Below are 19515 nucleotides of genomic sequence, written 5' to 3'. Positions count from 1 at the left end.
AGATATGTTCAAGAAAGCTTTGGCTGTTTTTATGATGATTGCCTGTTTGTCTGGCAGTTATTTAGTATCTGCGCAAGACAAAATTATTGACCAGATTGTTGCTGTCGTTGGGAGCAATATCATCTTAAAATCAGACATTGAAGAGATGTACCGCAACAACCAGGCACAGGGCATTAGCTCGGATGGTGATATGAAATGCGAAATTCTGGAAGATTTATTAGTTGAAAAGCTGTTGGTCGCAGAAGCCCAGCTGGATACCAACATTGTAGTTACCGACAGCCAAATCAACCAACAGCTCGATCAGCGCATGCAATATTTCACTAAAAACCTGGGATCGGAACAAGCTGTTGAAGCTTATTTCCAAAAATCGATTGTTGAAATCAAAGCAAGTTTGCAGGAGGTAATTAAAAACCAACTACTTACTAATCAAATGCGCGGAACAATTACCGGTGAAGTGAGCATTACGCCGGCCGAAGTGCGCTATAAAGTAAAGAATGCAAAAACCGAAGAGCTGCCCATCGTTGAACCGCAGGTCGAATATGCACAAATCAGTTTCTACCCTCCCATCTCCATCGAGGAAGAAAATCGCATCAAAGCACGTCTTCGCGAATTTAAGAAACGGATTGAGGATGGTGAAAATTTTGCAACCCTTGCAGTTCTTTACTCAGAAGGCCCCTCGGCACCAAACGGTGGAGAACTGGGCTATATGGGACGGGCTCAGCTGGATCCCTCGTATGCGGCCGTTGCCTTTAACCTGCGCGGCGACCGGGTATCCAATGTGGTAAAAAGTGACTTTGGTTATCACATCATCCAGTTGGTTGACCGCCGTGGTGAACAAGTGAACACACGCCACATCATCCTGAAACCCAAGCCATCGACTGAAGCATTGGAAGACGCATCAACCAGACTTGACAGTTTGGCATCGGCAATTCGTCAGAATAAAATCTCGTTCGAAGATGCAGCCCTGCATTATTCGGCCGACAAAAACTCGCGTAACGGCGGAGGTGTGGCCATCAATCCATACACCATGTCATCCAAATGGAAAAAGCAGGAACTCGATCCCGATGTAAGTAAAATTTTGGATCAACTGAACGAAAATGAGATCTCGGATCCATTCCAAACCATCGACGACAAGCAACGCACTGTTTTCAAAGTAGTCAAACTCATTAGCCGCAGTAAAGAACACCGCGCAAATATTCAGGACGACTACCAGTTGCTAAGCGATATGTACCTGCAACAAAAGCAGGAGGAAGCACTGAATAAATGGATTTCGGAACGTCAGGCTAAAACCTACATCCGCATCGACGATTCTTATGTGAACTGTAACTTCAAATTTGACAACTGGATTAAATAAACCACGGGCTATGGTAAACTTCAAAAATGAGGTTGAAGCGGTTGATTCGTTATGCTCCAAGATGCAGGAGCTGCAAGTTGAAATTAAAAAGCGAATCTACGGACAAGACGAGATTGTTAAGCAAGTACTCATCTCCATGTTTAGTCGTGGACACTGCTTGCTTATTGGTGTACCCGGACTTGCAAAAACCTTATTGGTGAACACCATAGCCGAAGTTTTCAGTCTAAAATATAATCGTATTCAGTTCACCCCCGACCTGATGCCTTCGGATATCATCGGAACCGAGATTTTGGATAAAGAACGGCAGTTTAAGTTCATTCAGGGGCCGTTGTTTGCCAATATCATTTTGGCCGACGAAATTAACCGTACCCCGCCGAAGACCCAGGCTGCACTGCTGGAGGCCATGCAGGAACGGGCGGTTACTGCTGCCGGACAACGCTTCCGGCTTGACAAGCCGTTTTTTGTACTGGCCACCCAAAACCCGATTGAGCAGGAAGGAACCTACCCCCTTCCCGAAGCACAGCTCGACCGTTTCATGTTTTCAATTTGGCTGGATTATCCGAAATTTGAAGACGAACTGACGATTGTTCAGAATACAACATCAACACAGTCCACTCCGCTCAAAGCGATTATCTCGGCCGAGGAAATCCGGTACTTTCAGGATCTTATTCTGAAAATACCGGTCAACGACAATGTGCTGCGTTATGCTGTTAGTCTGGCTGCAAGAACACGGCCGGCAACCGAGCTGGCAGATCCGCTGACCGACAAATACCTGAAATGGGGCGCCGGGCCGCGGGCCTCGCAATATCTGATTTTAGGAGCCAAAACCCACGCTGCATTCAGCGGAAAATATTCACCCGATATTGAAGATGTACAGGCTGTTGCCAAAAACATCCTTCGCCACCGGATCATCAAAAATTACAAAGCGGAGGCTGAAAATATTTCTGTTGATCAACTTATCGAAAAATTGCTGTAATTCAACTGATTCATGTTTCATACTGGTCATAAAGTTCCCATTTCCCTGCTTGTCTTGTTGGTTTTACCGTTGGCGCTCATAGCGCAAAACAAAGCCGAGGTAAAAATCGTCCAGGCCGACAGCTGGAAGAACAATCAAAATATCATTAAAAATGCCAACCGCCTGCTGGGCGATGTGATCATCGATCACGCCGACATCCGGATGTGGTGCGACAGCGCGTACATGTACAGCGACACCAACATCGTTGATGCCTTTGGCCATGTTCACATCCTTAAAGCTGATACCCTGAACATGTACGCCCGTTATATTCGCTATAACGGCGATACAAAATGGGCGCTGGCAACCGGTAATGTTAAACTCGTTAATAAAACAGTGACGTTGACAACTGATACCCTGAACTACGACATGAATCAGGGAATTGGTTATTACGACGATTACGGAACCGTTCAGGACAGCACCAATACCCTGCATAGCCGGATCGGCGAATACTACACCCGCCTGGATAGGGTTTATTTTAAAACTGAGGTGGATGTAACGACCGACAGCTATCAAATGATTTCCGACACGCTGGTATACCAACCGAAAACAGGGATCACGTCAATCGTTGGCCCTACAACCATCTTCAATGAGAAAGATACCTTAATTGCGACAGCCGGCTTTTACAATACGCAAAGCGGCGATGCCGAGCTGCACCAGTTCCCCGTCATCAAAACCGAGGGGCGCAACATCACGGCATCATCAATTTATTACAACAAGCAGTCGGGCGACGGCCTCGCTATTGGTCAGGCCAGCATCCACGATGTGGCCAACCAAGTAATCATTAAAGGAAACCGGATAGCCTATAATGACATTAAAAAGGAATCGTTGGTCAATGATTCGGCTTTGGCCTTGTTCTATACAGCCAAAGACACGCTGTTTATGCATGCCGACACCTTGAAAACAGTTGCCGATACCATCCCCAACGAAAATATTGTGCAGGCCTATTTTAATGTGAAATTCTTCAGAAACGATCTGCAAGGGAAATGCGACTCCCTGGTTTATTACACCAAAGACTCAACCCTTTGCCTGTTCAACGACCCTGTTTTGTGGTCGGGCGACAACCAAATGACTTCGGATTATATGGAAATGGTTCGCAAGGACTCCATCAATCAGGAATTTGAGATGAAGCAAAATGCTTTTATCATCGCCCGCGAAGATACGGTTCGTTACAACCAAATTAAAGGGCGAAATATGAAGGGCTACATCACACGAAACGATTTATACCGGATTGATGTTGACGGAAACGGACAAAGTGTGTATTATGCCAAAGACGACAAGGGCTTGATCGGCTTGAACAAGGCACAGGCCAGCACCATTCAAATCCGGCTGCAGGAAAGCAAGGTCACACGAATTTCATTTTTCACCACTCCCGATGGTCAGCTGGTTCCCCTGGCCGACATTTCGGAACTGGACAAATTACTTCCCGGATTCAACTGGCGGGAAGACATCAGGCCAAAAAGCTTCAATGATATCTTTATAAAAGAAAAATAGCAGGAGATTATCCTGCTATTTTTCTTTCTATTGGTAAGCTTAATCAATACTCATCTTCATTGAAGAAAAAGTCGTCTTTGCTCGGATAATCCGGCCAAATGTCTTCAATGCTCTCATAAACTTCGCCTTCATCCTCTATTTCCTGTAAGTTTTCAATTACTTCAAGAGGAGCGCCCGAACGAATTGCGTAGTCAATCAATTCATCCTTCGAGGCTGGCCATGGTGCATCTTCCAATTTCGATGCGAGTTCTAGTGTCCAGTACATATTCGTGGGTATTTTTAGTTTTTATTTAGCTTAACATTTTATGATTTTGCGAATATAGAAAAAAATAGTACATCCACAACAAAAAAATATTTTATCTGCATCAGCCCGGAATCCAAGGGGTCTCCGGAATCTTTTTATCCTGATTCAGCTTGCGCGACAACACAAAAAGGTAGTCGGAAAGCCGATTAATGTACTTGACCAGGTTTTCATCCACGCTTATTTTGTCGGCCAGCTCCACAATTCGCCGTTCAGCACGCCTGCAAACAGTGCGGGCAACATGAGCGTAAGCCGCCGTTTGGCATCCAGTTGGCAGAATAAAATGATTCAACCTGGGCAACTCTTCAAACATGCGATCCATCTCTTTTTCCAAGGCTTCAATGTCTACCTCACTACAAGGCAATTGCTGTTTCAGGTCGCCGGCATTTTCGTCCATTGCCAGATGTGCGCCAATCACAAACAATTTTGCTTGCACATCGGTAAGCAATTTTCGCACGCGCTCGTCTTCAACACCCGACAAAACCAAGCCGACAAAACTGTTCAGCTCATCAACAGTGCCATAAGCTTCCAAGCGACTATCGTACTTTTTAACGCGACTTCCGCCAATCAGACCGGTAGTTCCATCGTCGCCGGTTTTGGTATAAATTCTAAATTCCTTAGCCATTCTTTTAATTATATAAAGGCTCATCACATCGGTAGATAAGCCATATTCAGTAACTGGTTATTCTTTTAATAAACAGGATTTTAATTGATCATACCCGACTCTACCTGTCCGTCCTTTAAGCGAATAGTACGATGGGCATGCATCCTGCATTTTTCGTGAGTAACAACAAGCAAGCTGTTTCGTTGTTTAGAACCCGGAAAAAACAAGCGCATCGTGTATTCCTCATCTTTTTTCATTTCCGGCTCCTCTTTTTGCTGAGGACTTTTTACAGCCACCCGCAAATCGTCTTGTAAATATATTAAATACATACAAAAATAAAGCATCCCGATAACAAGGAATAGCCTCTCGTCGATTTTCCTTTTATCAACGAATGCAACAAACATATCTTTGTGCCGAGCCAAAGCAGCAAACTGATAATTTTTATCTTTGCTTCATGCCTGATTTTTTAGATCAAAATATCAAATTTTTACCGGGCGTAGGCCCCAATCGAGCCGAGTTGCTGAAAAAGGAACTGGGAATTTCCAGTTTCCGCGATCTGCTTTATTATTTTCCGTACAAATACATCGACCGCACCAAGTTTCATAAGATCCGCGAACTCGATGCCCACCAAGCTTACATTCAGGTAAAAGGAACCCTGGGCAATTTCGAGTTGATTGGCGAAGGACGCAAGCAACGACTGCTGGCCTCTTTTCACGACGACACCGGCAGTCTGGACTTAATTTGGTTTGCCGGCATTAAATATATTCGCGAGAATTTAAAACCCCGGCAGGAATATGTCGTCTTTGGGAAGCCTTCGGTATTTAACGGCCGAATGAACATCATTCACCCCGAAATTGAAACCGCTGCCAGCCAGCAGATCAATACAGGGGTACTGCATGCATTCTACAACACAACCGAAACGCTGAAAAAACGATTCCTGACCACTCGGGCAATTAACAAGATACAGTACAATCTGGCACAGGCTATTGAAGGAAAAATTTACGAAACACTTCCGCCGACAGTTCGCGAGCCTCTACGTTTGATGCCCTTAAAAGAAGCACTTAAGCAGATACATTTCCCTGAAGACACTAAGCTGCTGCAAAAAGCAACATTCCGCCTGAAGTTTGAAGAATTATTTTACATCCAACTCAAAATTTTGAGTTTAAAACACCGGCGGCAAGAAGTCTTCAAAGGATTTGTGTTCGAGCATGTGGGCTATAACTTTAACAGCTTTTTTCAGAACAACCTCCCCTTCGAACTTACCGGAGCTCAGAAAAAAGTGATCAAAGAGATTCGTCGCGACTTGGGGAGTGGCAAGCAAATGAACCGTTTGGTACAGGGCGACGTGGGCAGCGGCAAAACACTGGTGGCCTTAATGGTGGCTCTGTTAGCCTTCGACAATGGTTTTCAGGCTAGCCTGATGGCGCCCACCGAGATATTGGCAACCCAGCACTTCAACACCATTTCGCGGATGTTGGAAGGTATTGGTGTCACGGTGGCTCTGCTGACCGGCTCGACCCGTAAGAAGAAACGCGAGCAAATTTACGCAGGCATCGGGAGTGGCGAAATTCAACTGCTGATTGGGACCCATGCGCTTATCGAGGATTCGGTGAATTTCTCGAAGCTTGGCCTGGTAATTATCGACGAGCAGCACCGGTTTGGCGTTGCTCAGCGTGCAAAACTGTGGAAAAAGAACGCCGGCATCCCACCCCACGTGCTGGTGATGACGGCAACTCCCATCCCACGCACCCTGGCCATGACCTTGTATGGCGACTTGGATGTTTCGGTAATTGATGAACTTCCTCCGGGACGAAAGCCAATTGAAACACGCCACTATCTGGAGAATCGTCGGCAACAAGTGTACGATTTCATCCGCGAACAGGTAACCAAAGGCCGGCAAGCTTATATTGTGTATCCACTAATCAGCGAGTCGGAAAAACTCGATTTGGCCAACCTGGAGCAGGGATACGAACTTCTCAAGAAAGTTTTCCCGCGTTTCAAACTCAGTATTGTTCATGGCAAACTGAAGCCGGCAGAGAAAGATGCAGAGATGAAGCTTTTTAAGGAAGGACAAACACAAATTATGGTGGCTACCACCGTTATCGAAGTTGGCGTTGATGTGCCCAATGCATCCATCATGATTATTGAGAGTGCCGAACGCTTTGGGCTATCGCAACTCCACCAATTGCGGGGACGCGTTGGCCGGGGTGCCGAGCAATCGTACTGCCTGCTGATGTCGTCCTACAAAATCAGCAATGAAAGCCGCAAGCGGCTGGAAACGATGGTCCGCACCAACGATGGATTTGAAATTGCCGAAGTTGATTTACAGCTCCGCGGCCCGGGAGACCTCGAAGGGACTCAGCAAAGCGGCCTTGGCTTCGATCTGAATATTGCCAACCTCGGAAAGGACGGCGAAATTTTGCGGGTTGCCCGCGATACAGCCGCCGACATTTTGGATGCCGACCCCGGCCTACAAGCCAAAGACAATCAACTTTTAGCCTATCACTTACAACGGATGCATACCACTGAATTTGACTGGAGCGTGATTAGCTAGGCGCATTTTCACTGCAAATTTTTGATTTAAAAAGAAACTCCTTATTTTTGCTGAGCAATCGATTGCATTGCCTTTGCGCCTAAACAATGATTTTTGTCAGGAACGGTCGCAATGCCTTATAATTAAAGCTGATACATCACTTAAATATTCTTGATTATTTAAAAAGGATATAAATAAGAAAAGATGTTCCAAAAAAGATTTTACAGCATAAACAAGTTATACAAATAGGTATAGTTTTGCGTGCGATTAAGCTGTAGAGCAAATCAAACAAAGAGGATGTCAGAACAAATTACACATACAGGGATCGTAAAAAAGCTTTCAAACCAAACAATAATCGTAGGTATTATTAATCAATCGGCTTGTGCGTCCTGTCACGCTAAGGGAGCTTGCTCGGCAGCGGACATGAAAGACAAAGAAGTCGAAATCCACTCGTTCGAAGGAAATTACACTGTTGGTCAACAAGTAACCATCATCGGGAAAACCACACAGGGTTTCAAAGCGCTTTTTCTGGGCTATTTATTGCCTTTCATCCTGGTACTAACCATTCTTATTATCGCAACAGCACTGGGAACCAACGAAAGCACAGGCGGCATACTCGCCTTAAGTTCGCTTGTTCCCTACTATTTCATACTATATCTCTTCCGGAATAAGCTGAAGAAAAGTTTCGAATTTCAAATCAAGCCTTTACAATAATTACCAAAAATGAACATGACTATTGTTTATACGATTGTTAGTTTGAGCGCTATCGGAACACTGGCAGCAGTGATTCTGTATTTTGTAGCTCAAAAATTTAAAGTATACGAAGATCCACGGATCGATGATGTAGAAAAAGCACTCCCCGGAGCGAACTGTGGTGGGTGCGGGTTTGCAGGTTGTCGGGCTTTCGCCGAAGCTTGCGTTAACGCCAACGAGCTATCAGGGCTGTTTTGTCCGGTGGGCGGCAATGACTGCATGACCGGAGTTGCCGATATCCTGGGTATGGAAGCAGTGGTGCAAACACCGAAAGTAGCCGTTGTACGTTGCAGCGGCAGTTGCGACCACCGTCCGAAGGTGAACCAGTTCGACGGAGCCTCGTCCTGTGCCGTTGCAGCATCGCTGTACAGCGGAGAAACAGGATGCCAGTTTGGCTGTTTGAGCCACGGCGACTGTGTTGCAGCCTGTGATTTCGATGCCATCCACATGAACCCCGAGACTGGGTTACCCGAAGTGATTGACGAGAAATGTGTTGCTTGTGGTGCCTGTGTTGACGCTTGTCCGAAAAATTTGATTGAGTTGCGCAAAAAAGCACCGAAGGATCGTAAGGTCTACGTTTCGTGCCGCAACGAAGATAAAGGTGGTGTGGCCCGCAAATCGTGCTCTGTTGCCTGTATCGGCTGTGGCAAATGTGCTAAAGTATGTCCGTTCGATGCAATCACGGTGAGCAACAACCTGGCTTACATTGATCCGGACAAGTGTAAACTGTGCCGCAAGTGTGTGGTGGAATGCCCGACAAATGCCATTGTCGAAGTAAACTTCCCGCCACGCAAGCCCAAAACAGACCTGCCACCCAAAACGGCTGCTGAAAAAAAAGCTACCCCTAAGGCAGAAAAACCGGCAGCAACAGAGAAGCCTGCCGGCGACGAAAAAACCAAAAACAACGAAACTAAATAAGGAGGCCAATCGTGCTAAAAACGTTCAAACTTGGAGGGGTTCATCCTGCTGAGAATAAATTTTCGGCGCACAAAGCCATTGAGAAACTGGCTTTACCTAAAAGTGTTTTTATCCCCGTAGCCCAACATATTGGAGCACCGGCACAAGCGCTGGTTAAAAAAGGAGATCAAGTAAAAGTAGGACAAATCATCGCCAAAGCCGGCGGATTTGTTTCAGCAAACATCCATTCATCCGTTTCCGGAACAGTTAAAAAAGTTGATTTAGCAACCGATGCTTCCGGCTATCCCAAACAGGGTATCTTCATCGATGTTGAAGGCGATGAATGGGCTGAAGGGATCATAACCGATGACAAGCTGATCGAAAAATTCGACACCGACAGTAAAGCCATTATCGATAAGATTAATGCTGCCGGTATTGTCGGTTTAGGAGGGGCTACCTTCCCGACTCATGTCAAGTTGATGCCACCTCCGGGATCGAAAGCTGAAATGCTGATCATTAATGGAGTGGAATGTGAGCCTTACCTGACTGCCGACCATCGCTTGATGTTGGAAAAAGGTGCCGAACTTTTGGTTGGCATTCGCATACTGATGTGTGCACTGGGTGTAAACAAAGCTTATATCGGCATTGAAAACAATAAGAAAGATGCAATCGCCAGTCTGCAACAACTGACTGCCTCCGATTCATCAATCGAAATTGTACCGTTAAAAGTAAAATATCCGCAAGGTGGAGAGAAACAGTTAATCAAAGCGGTGACCGGTCGCGAAGTTCCTTCGGGAGCACTGCCTATCGCTGTTGGAGCAGTGGTCAGCAACGTTGGTACTGCCTATGCTGTTTACGAAGCTGTGCAAAAGAATAAACCGCTTATTGAGCGAGTTGTTACGGTAACCGGAAAGTCGGTAAAAAATCCATCGAACTTTATGGTTCGTGTAGGAACGCCGGTCAACGATTTGATTGAAGCCGCTGGAGGCCTTCCTGAAGATACCGGCAAAATTATCAGTGGTGGCCCAATGATGGGTAAAGCAATTGCCTCGCTGGACGTTCCGGTGACCAAAGGAACTTCGGGAATCTTAATCATGCCCGACACGGATGCCAAACGTAAAACCAGCCAAAACTGTATCCGTTGCGGCCGTTGTGTTACCGTTTGCCCCATGGGACTGGAGCCTTTCCTGTTGATGACCATTTCTGAAAAACAAATTTGGGACCGGGCCGAAAAAGACTGCATCATGGACTGCATCGAGTGTGGTTCATGTAGTTTCACCTGCCCTGCCGACCGTCCTTTGCTCGACTATATCCGTTTAGGAAAAGGCAAAGTCGGACAAATCATCCGCAGTCGTAAAAAATAAACCAATAGAAAATCAACGAATTATTCAGAATAAATAAAAATGAGTAAACTGCTTACCATATCACCCTCACCGCATGTGCATACCAGCGACTCGGTGAATAAGATCATGTACCGGGTAATTTTGGCTCTGGTACCCGCTTTGGTTTGGTCGGTATTCATGTTTGGCGTCGAAGCAATTCGCGTTACCCTACTGGCTGTAATCGCCTGTATGGCCTTTGAATACCTGATTCAACGTTTTATAACAAAAGAAGAACCGAAAATTACCGACGGATCAGCTGCCCTAACAGGTATTCTGCTAGCCTTTAACGTACCGGCATCAATACCAAGTTGGATTATCATCATCGGTGCATTGATTGCTATTGGCGTTGGTAAATTGTCGTTCGGAGGTTTAGGAAACAACCCGTTCAACCCGGCCTTGGTCGGTCGTGTATTCCTGTTGATCTCCTTCCCGGTACAAATGACCAGCTGGCCGGTTAACATCCACGTGCAAACCGATGCGGTTACAACCGCTACTCCTTTGGCAATCTTAAAAGAAGGGATCAAAAACGGTCAGCCTGTATCAGATCTGATGCACAACTTACCATCAAGCCTCGATCTGTTGTACGGTAACATGTCCGGTTCCATGGGTGAAATATCAGCAGCCCTGTTGCTGCTGGGTTTTGGCTACATGCTTTGGAAAAAAGTAATCAGCTGGCATATTCCGGTATTCATCTTAGGAACCATCTTCGTGTTCCAGGGAGCTATGCACCTGATCAGCCCGGATAAATTTATCGAACCATTATTTCACCTGCTGACCGGTGGTGCCATGCTTGGTGCAATTTATATGGCAACCGACATGGTTACTTCGCCGATGACGCACAAAGGACAATTCATCTATGCTTTGGGGATCGGGCTGATTACCGTACTCATCCGTAATTTCGGAGCCTATCCCGAAGGTATTTCTTTTGCCATCTTAATTATGAACGGCTTCACTCCGCTGATCAACGCTTATGTGAAACCTAAACGTTTTGGAGGGAACAAGTAATGGCTACGATAAAATCAAGTTTTTTAAATATGGTGCTGACCCTTTTTGTGGTCACCTTTGTGTCGGCGACCATTCTGGGCTTTGTTCATAGCCTGACCAAAGACGCCATTGAGGCCGCTAAAGTGAAAGCACAAAACGAAGCGATAAAATCAATTTTGCCTGCTTTTACAGCGCTGGGCGAATCCGTTAAAATTGCTGCTGAAGGCACAAACGACAGCCTGGTTGTTTTCCCGGCTTACGATGCTCAGCAACAACTGGTGGGTATGGCCATCAAATCGTACACTAAAAATGGCTTTGGCGGTTTAATTGATGTCATGATCGGCTTCAAACCCGATGGAGAGATCAGCGGTTACCAGGTACTGGAACACAAAGAGACGCCGGGATTGGGCTCCAAAGCTCAGGCGTGGTTCAGCAATGCTGACAAACCCGGGCAAAACATTATCGGGAAAAATCCGGCAACAACCGACATGCACGTGAGCAAAGATGGCGGTGCTGTTGACGCAATTACAGCATCAACCATCACATCGCGGGCCTTTTTAGAATCGGTGCGCCGCGCTTACGACACATTTAAGGCAGCTGCTCAGGCCAAACAAGAGCAACCGGCTGCTACCACCGAACAAGTATCAGAAGGAGGTGAATTATGAAACAGATGGATAATTTCACAAAAGGATTTTTCAGAGAAAACCCGACGTTTGTACTGTTGTTGGGGATGTGTCCTACCTTGGGGGTAACCTCATCAGCCATCAATGGTCTGGGGATGGGGCTGGCAACAGCATTTGTACTGATCATGGCCAACATGGTGGTATCGCTGGTGAAAAATGTAATCCCCGAAAAAGTGCGCATTCCAAGTTTCATCGTTATCATTGCGGCCTTCGTAACCGTTGTTGAGCTGTTAATGCAGGCTTACCTTCCGGCATTGTTCAAAAGCTTAGGTTTGTTCATCCCCTTGATCGTTGTAAACTGTATTGTTCTGGGACGTGCCGAAGCCTTCGCCTCGAAAAACGATGTGCTTTCATCAGCCGTCGACGGAGCAAGCATGGGCTTGGGATTCTCCATGGCCTTGACAATTCTGGGCGCTATTCGTGAGTTCCTCGGTGCAGGTACCATGTTTGGCATTCGCATCTTCCCGGAAGATTACGGCATGCTGTTATTTGTATTGGCTCCCGGAGCATTCATCGCATTGGGCTACCTGATTGCCCTCATCAATAAACTTAGAAAAGCATAGGAGACTAACAGATGGAATATATATTGATTATCATATCAGCCGTATTCGTACAGAACATTGTTCTTGCGCAATTCCTCGGAATTTGTCCGTTCCTGGGGGTATCCAAGCGTATTTCAACAGCGGTTGGTATGTCGGGAGCGGTTATGTTCGTGATGGTTTTGGCAACCATCGTAACCTACTTAATTCAAAAGAATATCCTCGATCCGTTTAATATCGGGTACCTGCAAACCATTTCCTTCATTTTGGTAATTGCAGCCTTGGTGCAATTGGTTGAGATCATCCTGAAAAAAGTTAGTCCTGCTCTTTACCAGGCACTGGGCGTATTCTTGCCTTTGATTACCACCAACTGTGCCATCCTTGGTGTGGCCATCCTGACCATCCAAAAGGAATATAACCTGATGGAGAGTGTTGTTTTCGCCATTGCCAATGCCATTGGTTTTGGTTTAGCACTGGTGTTGTTTGCCGGTATCCGCGAGCACCTCGACTTAATTGAAGTGCCCAAAGGCTTAAAAGGAACACCAATTGCCCTGATCGTTGCCGGAATTCTGGCCATGGCTTTTATGGGCTTTAGCGGTTTAGTATAAGCTTCGAAAAAACAAATATGGAAAAGGCAGCCTGCGGGTTGCCTTTTTTCGTTCAGGGATAATCCACAGAACGAACCCGACCATCGAGCCTGGTATTGGCACACACGAATGACGATCTTTCCGATTGTGTTGAAACCCAGCTGGCCTTTCTCCTGAAAAATCCGACGAAACACCCATTGACAAAGGCGCCAAACAGTCATCGTTGAAACAGACAATCATTCCATCCGTCCGAGGGCTCTTTTTTGCCATACAAGAACAAATCAACGATCACTTCAACCCGAAATATTTTTACACCAAAAAATTTATTTATTATATTCGAAACGTTTTCTCAAAAATTTTTGCGAGAAACAGAAAGACTACTACTAACTACATTAACTACTAATCAGTATGAGAACGACGAAAATCGTTTTCTCATTTCTGCTTGGCATTCTATGCTGCAGTATGAGTAAACAAGTGTCGGCCCAGCGCAAAATGGAGCAACTCGACCGTGGCGTGCTGGCCGTAACAACCGACAACTCGGTTTATGTGGGGTGGCGCATTCCGGCCACCGAATTAAGGCAAGTTTCTTACAATATCTACCGCGACGGTGTTAAAATTAACAGCGATCCCATCACGGGAGCTTCCAATTACCGCGACGACAGCGGCACTGCCAGTTCACATTATGCCATATCCGCCATTGTTGATGGTGTAGAGCAGGCCGCATCGGCGGAAGTACCGGTCTGGGCTAAGCCCTACCTGGATATTCCCATGCAGATGGTAAACGGCAGTTACCTGACCTACACGCTAAACGACTGTACCGTGGGAGATTTAGACGGCGACGGACAATACGAAATTCTGGTGAAGCGTCTGGCGGTAAATAAAGAAATTGAGTCGACAGATTACAACTTGCTGGAAGCTTATGAGCTTGACGGTACCTTCATGTGGCAAGTTAACATGGGGCCGAACATTTACGACGGTGTGGAAATGAACGTCCTGGTTTACGACTTCGACGGCGATGGGAAAGCTGAAGTACTCACCCGCACTTCCGATGGTATGATTGACGGAACAGGCGTTAATATCGGCGACCGCGATGGCGATGGGAAAACCAACTACCGGAGCTCGATTGCCTCGGGATATCGCTCCGAAGGCCCCGATTATATCTCTGTTTTCAACGGCGAAACCGGGAAAGAGATGGCCTGGGACAACTACATTAGCCGCGATCCCATTAGCCAGTGGGGACTTCCGGGCCATAACATCGGACAATTGTCGCACCGCTCGACCAAATGTATGTGGACCGTTGCTTATCTCGATGGGCGCAAACCATCGTTCGTGATTGGCCGCGGAATTTATGAACGTATTAAGATGGAAGCCTGGGATTGGGACGGCACCAGCCTGCATAAACGATGGGCCTGGGACAGCTCTCCCAACGGCGTAAAGAGCGCCTATCACGGCCAGGGAAACCACAACCTGAGCTGTGCCGATGTTGACGGCGATGGCTGCGATGAAATTGTCTATGCCAACGACATTATCGATAACGATGGCACAGGACTTTATACCACCGGTTTTGGACACGGCGATGCCCTGCATGTCGCCGATATGGATCCCGATACCCCGGGCCTGGAAACCTGGCAATGCCTGGAGAACGAAGCTTATTGGGGGGCCACCCTTCGCAACTCCAAGGACGGGGAGCTGCGCATCCGCTACAGTTCGAACAGAGACTGCGGGCGCGCAACAGCCGGCGATATCGACCCAAACTATCCGGGATGGGAGCTATGGGCGGCCACCGAATGTCCGATGTACAATGTGAACGGCGAAGTGGTTGGCTCGAACAATGTACCGATGAGTCAAATGATCTGGTGGGATGGCGACCTGCTTCGCGAGTTCTTAGACCACTCTAACTTCGACACCAATATTGGCTATGGCACACCAAGCGTCTCCAAATACGACCCCAACACCAAAAGCGTGTACAGTCTGCTCGAGGCAACCGGTATGGCCTCTAACAACTGGACAAAAGGAAACCCCGGCCTGCAGGCTGACCTGTTTGGCGACTGGCGTGAAGAGTTCGTCGTGCGCAGCTCCGATAATTCATTTCTGCGCATCTACACAACCACGGACCTTACCGACTTCCGCCTTCCCACGCTGATGCACGATCCGCAGTACCGAATAGCTGTGGCCTGGCAAAACAACTCGTATAACCAACCGCCCCACCCGGCCATTTATTTGGGTGCCGAGACCAAAGAAGCTGTACCCTACCCCTACATCAACGAGAAAATTGGATGGGTGCTGGGAAACGACTGGGGAGACGGCAGTGCTTCGTGGGTTGACGAAGATGGTCAATCGGCAACTTATGCCGACGGCACAAACGTACTATTCGACTTTACCGGCGACAACAGCTCTCCGGTGAACCTGACAGCGACACTACAACCGCGCAGCCTCACTGTTTTCTCACATACCGACTACATTTTTTCGGGAAGCGGGAAACTATCGGGAAGCATGGAGCTGTTGAAATCAGGGACCGGTAGCTTAACGCTCGACGTGGAAAACGACTACACCGGTGTGACCAAAGTATACCAAGGCTCCCTGATCGTGAACCGCCCCCTGACTGCCAGCTCAGTAGAAGTAGGCATCTACGGGGAAGCATTTTTGAATGCCACCATCGGCGGAAGTGTTAGCGTACTGAACCGCGGGCAGCTGCACCTGGGGGCTTCAAGCGGACTGGCAAGCTCGCTAAGTATTGAAAACAACCTGACGCTCGACGAAGGTGCTCGTCTGCATCTGGACCTCTCGCCGTCACCGGCAAGCGATAACGATCAGCTTGTTGTTGAAGGTGATGTTGCAATCACCGACGACTGCCGTTTCATTTTAAATTTAACCGGCGATAAACTGGAGGCCGGCGAATACGTCCTAATCAGCTATAAGGGGGACTTCAGCGGCGATGTATCCGAAATTAAGCTTGAAGGTACCCAGGGAATTCCTTGTCACCTGAGTCTTCAGGATGGCAAACTGGTTTTGCAGGTGAGCCGCAGCATTGTGTGGGCCGGAAGCGACAGCAGCGACTGGGATGTTGAAACCACCTACAACTGGCTCCAGGAAGATCAATCGGACCGCTTCCTGAACGGCGACTATGTCACCTTTAACGAAAGCGGGGCCGGCCAAACATCGGTCAACCTGACCAGCGACGTTACCATCGGCGAAATGCTCGTTGAAGGTGCCAACGATTACAGCTTCAGCGGAAGCGGCAAAATTACCGGATGGGGAGCTCTGAAGAAATCCGGAGAATCGACTTTAACAATTTCGACCAGCAATGATTTTACCGGAGGAGTATCGCTGGTTGGCGGCACAACCGAGGTTGCCGAATTAAGCAACGCCGGCGAGGCCTCTGCCCTGGGAGCAGCTTCGGGCGAGGCTGAAAAGATGTACCTGAACGACGCCACCCTTCAATTAACAGCGGCCAATAGCACCACCGACCGGTCGATGACCATCGGGGAAGCCGGAGCTACCATTAGCGCTGCCGAGGGGGCCACGATAACCATGAACGGAGCCTTCACCGGAGCCGGGGAACTAACGCTCGACGGGAACTTCACCACCGTGCTCAATCAGGCCTCGAGCCACGCAGCAACAACAATCAGAAACGGCTCGGTGATTTTAGCCAACGACGACGCCAGCATGAACGGACTCGGATCGACGGTAACACTGGAGAATGCCCGGCTGCAAATGTATCGAGACATCATGTCCTATAATAATGTGTACTGGGATATTGCTGTTCCTGCCGCTTCGGAGGCCACCATCGAGCTCGATGGGCGCTGTGTGCTATACGGCGCACTTACCGGATCGGGTACGCTCAACCTCAGCACCGATTATGTGCGTTCCGAATTGATGGGCGACTGGTCTGCCTTTTCGGGCTCCATTAACGTAAGTACCAACAACGATGGTTGGCTTATTTTGGGCAACGCCGCCGGCTATGCGGCAAGTTCAATCCAACTAAACGATCAGGTTTTCTGTGTTTACCGGGGAAGCCGCGATGCCACCATCGAAATCGGCGAGTTAAGTGGCAGCGAAGGCGCGATACTGGGCTCGGGAGGTGAGCTGAGCAGCACAACAAGCTGGAAAGTCGGCGTCCTGGGCACATCCACAACATTTGCCGGAACAATTAACAACAACCAGTTTAAGGGAAGCGGAGCACAGGCCGCCATCATCAAAACCGGCGCGGGCAGCTGGACCCTGACCAATGCCAACAGCTACACCGGGGGCACAACGGTGGAAAACGGCACCCTCGTGCTGAACAACCAAACCGGTAGTGCTACCGGAAACGGAACAGTTTTGGTACAATCGGGCGCAATCCTGGCGGGGCTGGGAGCAACCGACGGAGCAGTGACCATTGCAAGCGGTGCTTCGCTGAGCCCCGGATCGGCCGCACAAATCGGCAACCTGACGGTTAACAACAGCCTGACGTTTGAGAGCGGTTCCTATTACCTGGTCGAAACGGATGCCTCGGACCAAAGCTGCGACAAAACAACGGTCAGCGGAACTGTTACCCTGGCCGGCACCCTGGATCTTTCGTTGCTGGGAGGCACATACCAAGCCGGACAAAGCTTCCAGGTATTCGACGCTGAAGCCATTCAGGGAAGTTTTAGTTCGGTTGAACCCGCCAGCCCGGGCGCAGGACTCGAATGGGACCTTTCGGAATTGACCACCAACGGCATTGTAAAAATAAGCAGTGTGGCTACGGCCATCGACGACCTGAATGACAGCCCCGGGATCCGCGTTTATCCGAACCCCACAACCGACCTGTTGAAGGTTGATCTGCCCCAGCAGCGTTCAGCGTCAACAATAACGATTGAAAATTTAAACGGCGCTCGGGTACTCGAACAGTCCACCAATGGGAACAAGTCAGTTACACTCTCGCTGTGGCATCTGCCCAAAGGAATTTATATTCTGCGGGTAGGTAACGAGGTCAATCCGTATCGGAAGAAAATCATCATTCAATAAAGAAAAACCTGCATGATTCCGGGTAATCACCAACAGGGATGAAAGTTTCGGATTTTTTCAACGATGCTGTTGTCGTTGTTCTCAAAAGTTGTCGGGTTGTCGGTCTAAAACGCCATCAACAAGAAAGAAGGCGTTTCGATCAATGAGAAAAAGTTGGGAACCGGTTGGCCTATTTTTATCTGCAACCGCCATCTGCCGAAAAGCTAAGTTCAACCGGGTGATCTCCGTCTCACGACGGAGCTTCCCGGTTTCTCTAAGCTTTTCGTTTGATGGAGGTCTTGATAAAAATCAGCCATGACCTTTTTGTTTCGTTTTTGTGTCACTACAAAAATGAAAACCCGTCCGGTAGGACAAAAGATTCATTTTTGATCAAAAGTTGAAGTGAAGGAATAGGCTCTAAAGCGTCGAAAAAGAGACTTTCTGAACAAAACAGAGAGGCGATCAACAGCGAAGGAAGTCGGCAAAACGAGCTCCTTCGCTGTTGATCGCCATTCAACTTAAACGAGTTAGATTACATATTTCAAAAAGCTGCCAGGCATCGCAAATGTCCTGGCAGCTTCGTTTTATACCGTTTTACAGACGGTGTCTTAGACCGAATGCTGAAATTACAATTGGCGACCGGCAGTAGCCGCGAAGTTCGTTTTCGGACGATGAAAGTTGAAGACAAGACCCCATCCGGGTTCATTTTATCGCTGCTCACGCCATGAGGACGAAAATGTTGCCCAACAATTGGCCGCCCACGCCATGACGACGAAAATGTTACACAACAATTGGCTGCTCACGCCATGAGGACGAAAATGTTGCTCAACAATTGGCTGCCCACGCCATGAGGACGAAAATGTTGCCCAACAATTGGCCGCCCACGCCATGAGGACGAAAATGTTGCTCAACAATTGGCTGCCCACGCCATGAGGACGAAAATGTTGCCCAACAATTGGCCGCTCACGCCATGAGCACGAAAATGTTGCTCAACAATTAACTGCTCACGCCATGAGCACTCAAAAAAGACTTCTAAATTGCTTCCCCATGCTATGAGCACGAAAAAAAGACTTCCGAATTGCTTCCCCACGCCATGAGCATGCAAAAAAGACTTCCGAATTGCTTCCCCATGCTATGAGCACGCAAAAAAGAGTTCCGAATTGCGTCCCCACGCTATGAGCACGCAAAAAAGACTTCCGAATTGCTTCCCCATGCTATGAGCATGCAAAAAAGACTTCCGAATTGCTTCCCCATGCCATGAGCACGAAAAAAAGACTTCCGAATTGCGTCCCCACGCCATGAGCACCGCCTACGATACCAATTGTTTTTCCACGTGAATGCTGAAAGGTGAAAAGCGAACCGATAGGCTCAGCGCAATCCCGGAGGGATGCTATTGGGGTAGCTTAACTGATATCTCGTTGTCG

Annotated in this window: 15 protein-coding genes; 12 read left to right on the top strand and 3 right to left on the bottom strand. The window is 47.9% G+C overall.

The annotated features are described in order from the left end of the window. Window positions 1–4: 4 nt before the first annotated feature. The 3 genes from C8N47_RS15925 to C8N47_RS15915 are packed head-to-tail and all read left to right on the top strand — an operon-like array spanning window position 5 to window position 3860. Window positions 5–1354: a peptidylprolyl isomerase gene (locus C8N47_RS15925; RefSeq protein ID WP_170111424.1), complete on the top strand. Its 1350-nt coding sequence runs from the start codon at window positions 5–7 to the stop codon at window positions 1352–1354. Window positions 1355–1364: 10 nt separating this feature from the next. Further along, window positions 1365–2330 carry an AAA family ATPase gene (locus tag C8N47_RS15920; protein ID WP_107823564.1) on the top strand — a complete coding sequence of 322 codons (966 nt, stop codon included), beginning with the start codon at window positions 1365–1367 and terminating at the stop codon, window positions 2328–2330. Between the two features lie 12 nt (window positions 2331–2342). Beyond that, window positions 2343–3860: an OstA-like protein gene (locus C8N47_RS15915; RefSeq protein ID WP_107823563.1), complete on the top strand. Its 1518-nt coding sequence runs from the start codon at window positions 2343–2345 to the stop codon at window positions 3858–3860. Window positions 3861–3903: 43 nt separating this feature from the next. On the opposite strand, the gene C8N47_RS15910 is transcribed toward C8N47_RS15915, so the two are convergent. The 3 genes from C8N47_RS15910 to C8N47_RS15900 all read right to left on the bottom strand — a co-directional run bounded on the left by C8N47_RS15910 (window position 3904) and on the right by C8N47_RS15900 (window position 5169). Next, window positions 3904–4125 (bottom strand): DUF2795 domain-containing protein, encoded by a 222-nt coding sequence (locus C8N47_RS15910; protein WP_073170646.1) that lies wholly within the window; start codon window positions 4123–4125, stop codon window positions 3904–3906. Between the two features lie 100 nt (window positions 4126–4225). Continuing rightward, window positions 4226–4786: a cob(I)yrinic acid a,c-diamide adenosyltransferase gene (locus tag C8N47_RS15905; RefSeq protein WP_107823562.1), complete on the bottom strand. Its 561-nt coding sequence runs from the start codon at window positions 4784–4786 to the stop codon at window positions 4226–4228. Window positions 4787–4866: 80 nt separating this feature from the next. Beyond that, window positions 4867–5169: a hypothetical protein gene (locus C8N47_RS15900; RefSeq protein WP_107823561.1), complete on the bottom strand. Its 303-nt coding sequence runs from the start codon at window positions 5167–5169 to the stop codon at window positions 4867–4869. 50 nt (window positions 5170–5219) lie between these two features. Between C8N47_RS15900 and recG the strand changes: the two genes are divergently transcribed. The 9 genes from recG to C8N47_RS15855 all read left to right on the top strand — a co-directional run bounded on the left by recG (window position 5220) and on the right by C8N47_RS15855 (window position 18112). After that, on the top strand, window positions 5220–7319 hold the full coding sequence (gene recG, locus C8N47_RS15895) for an ATP-dependent DNA helicase RecG (protein WP_107823585.1): 2100 nt from the start codon (window positions 5220–5222) through the stop codon (window positions 7317–7319). 276 nt (window positions 7320–7595) lie between these two features. Continuing rightward, window positions 7596–8012 carry a SoxR reducing system RseC family protein gene (locus C8N47_RS15890; protein WP_107823560.1) on the top strand — a complete coding sequence of 139 codons (417 nt, stop codon included), beginning with the start codon at window positions 7596–7598 and terminating at the stop codon, window positions 8010–8012. A 15-nt stretch (window positions 8013–8027) separates the two neighbouring features. Then, window positions 8028–8969, top strand: coding sequence for a Fe-S cluster domain-containing protein (locus C8N47_RS15885; protein ID WP_170111423.1), 942 nt, complete (start codon window positions 8028–8030; stop codon window positions 8967–8969). An 11-nt stretch (window positions 8970–8980) separates the two neighbouring features. Next, the gene (gene rsxC, locus C8N47_RS15880; protein ID WP_107823558.1) at window positions 8981–10312 is read left to right on the top strand and encodes an electron transport complex subunit RsxC; all 1332 of its coding nucleotides are present in this window, start codon (window positions 8981–8983) and stop codon (window positions 10310–10312) included. 39 nt (window positions 10313–10351) lie between these two features. Further along, window positions 10352–11335: an RnfABCDGE type electron transport complex subunit D gene (locus tag C8N47_RS15875; RefSeq protein WP_107823557.1), complete on the top strand. Its 984-nt coding sequence runs from the start codon at window positions 10352–10354 to the stop codon at window positions 11333–11335. 29 nt (window positions 11336–11364) lie between these two features. Then, on the top strand, window positions 11365–11979 hold the full coding sequence (locus C8N47_RS15870; protein ID WP_107823556.1) for an RnfABCDGE type electron transport complex subunit G: 615 nt from the start codon (window positions 11365–11367) through the stop codon (window positions 11977–11979). A gap of 5 nt (window positions 11980–11984) precedes the next feature. Then, window positions 11985–12560 carry an RnfABCDGE type electron transport complex subunit E gene (locus tag C8N47_RS15865; protein ID WP_245915732.1) on the top strand — a complete coding sequence of 192 codons (576 nt, stop codon included), beginning with the start codon at window positions 11985–11987 and terminating at the stop codon, window positions 12558–12560. 11 nt (window positions 12561–12571) lie between these two features. Continuing rightward, window positions 12572–13144 carry an electron transport complex subunit RsxA gene (rsxA, locus tag C8N47_RS15860; RefSeq protein ID WP_107823554.1) on the top strand — a complete coding sequence of 191 codons (573 nt, stop codon included), beginning with the start codon at window positions 12572–12574 and terminating at the stop codon, window positions 13142–13144. A 387-nt stretch (window positions 13145–13531) separates the two neighbouring features. Beyond that, window positions 13532–18112, top strand: a complete 4581-nt coding sequence (locus C8N47_RS15855) for a rhamnogalacturonan lyase family protein (protein WP_107823553.1) — start codon at window positions 13532–13534, stop codon at window positions 18110–18112. The last annotated feature ends 1403 nt before the right edge of the window (window positions 18113–19515 follow it).

The organism is Mangrovibacterium marinum, assembly GCF_003046625.1.
Lineage (GTDB): Bacteria > Bacteroidota > Bacteroidia > Bacteroidales > Prolixibacteraceae > Mangrovibacterium > Mangrovibacterium marinum.
The sequence above is the reverse complement of the archived record's forward strand: the minus strand, read 5'-3'. Positions and strand labels throughout refer to the sequence as shown.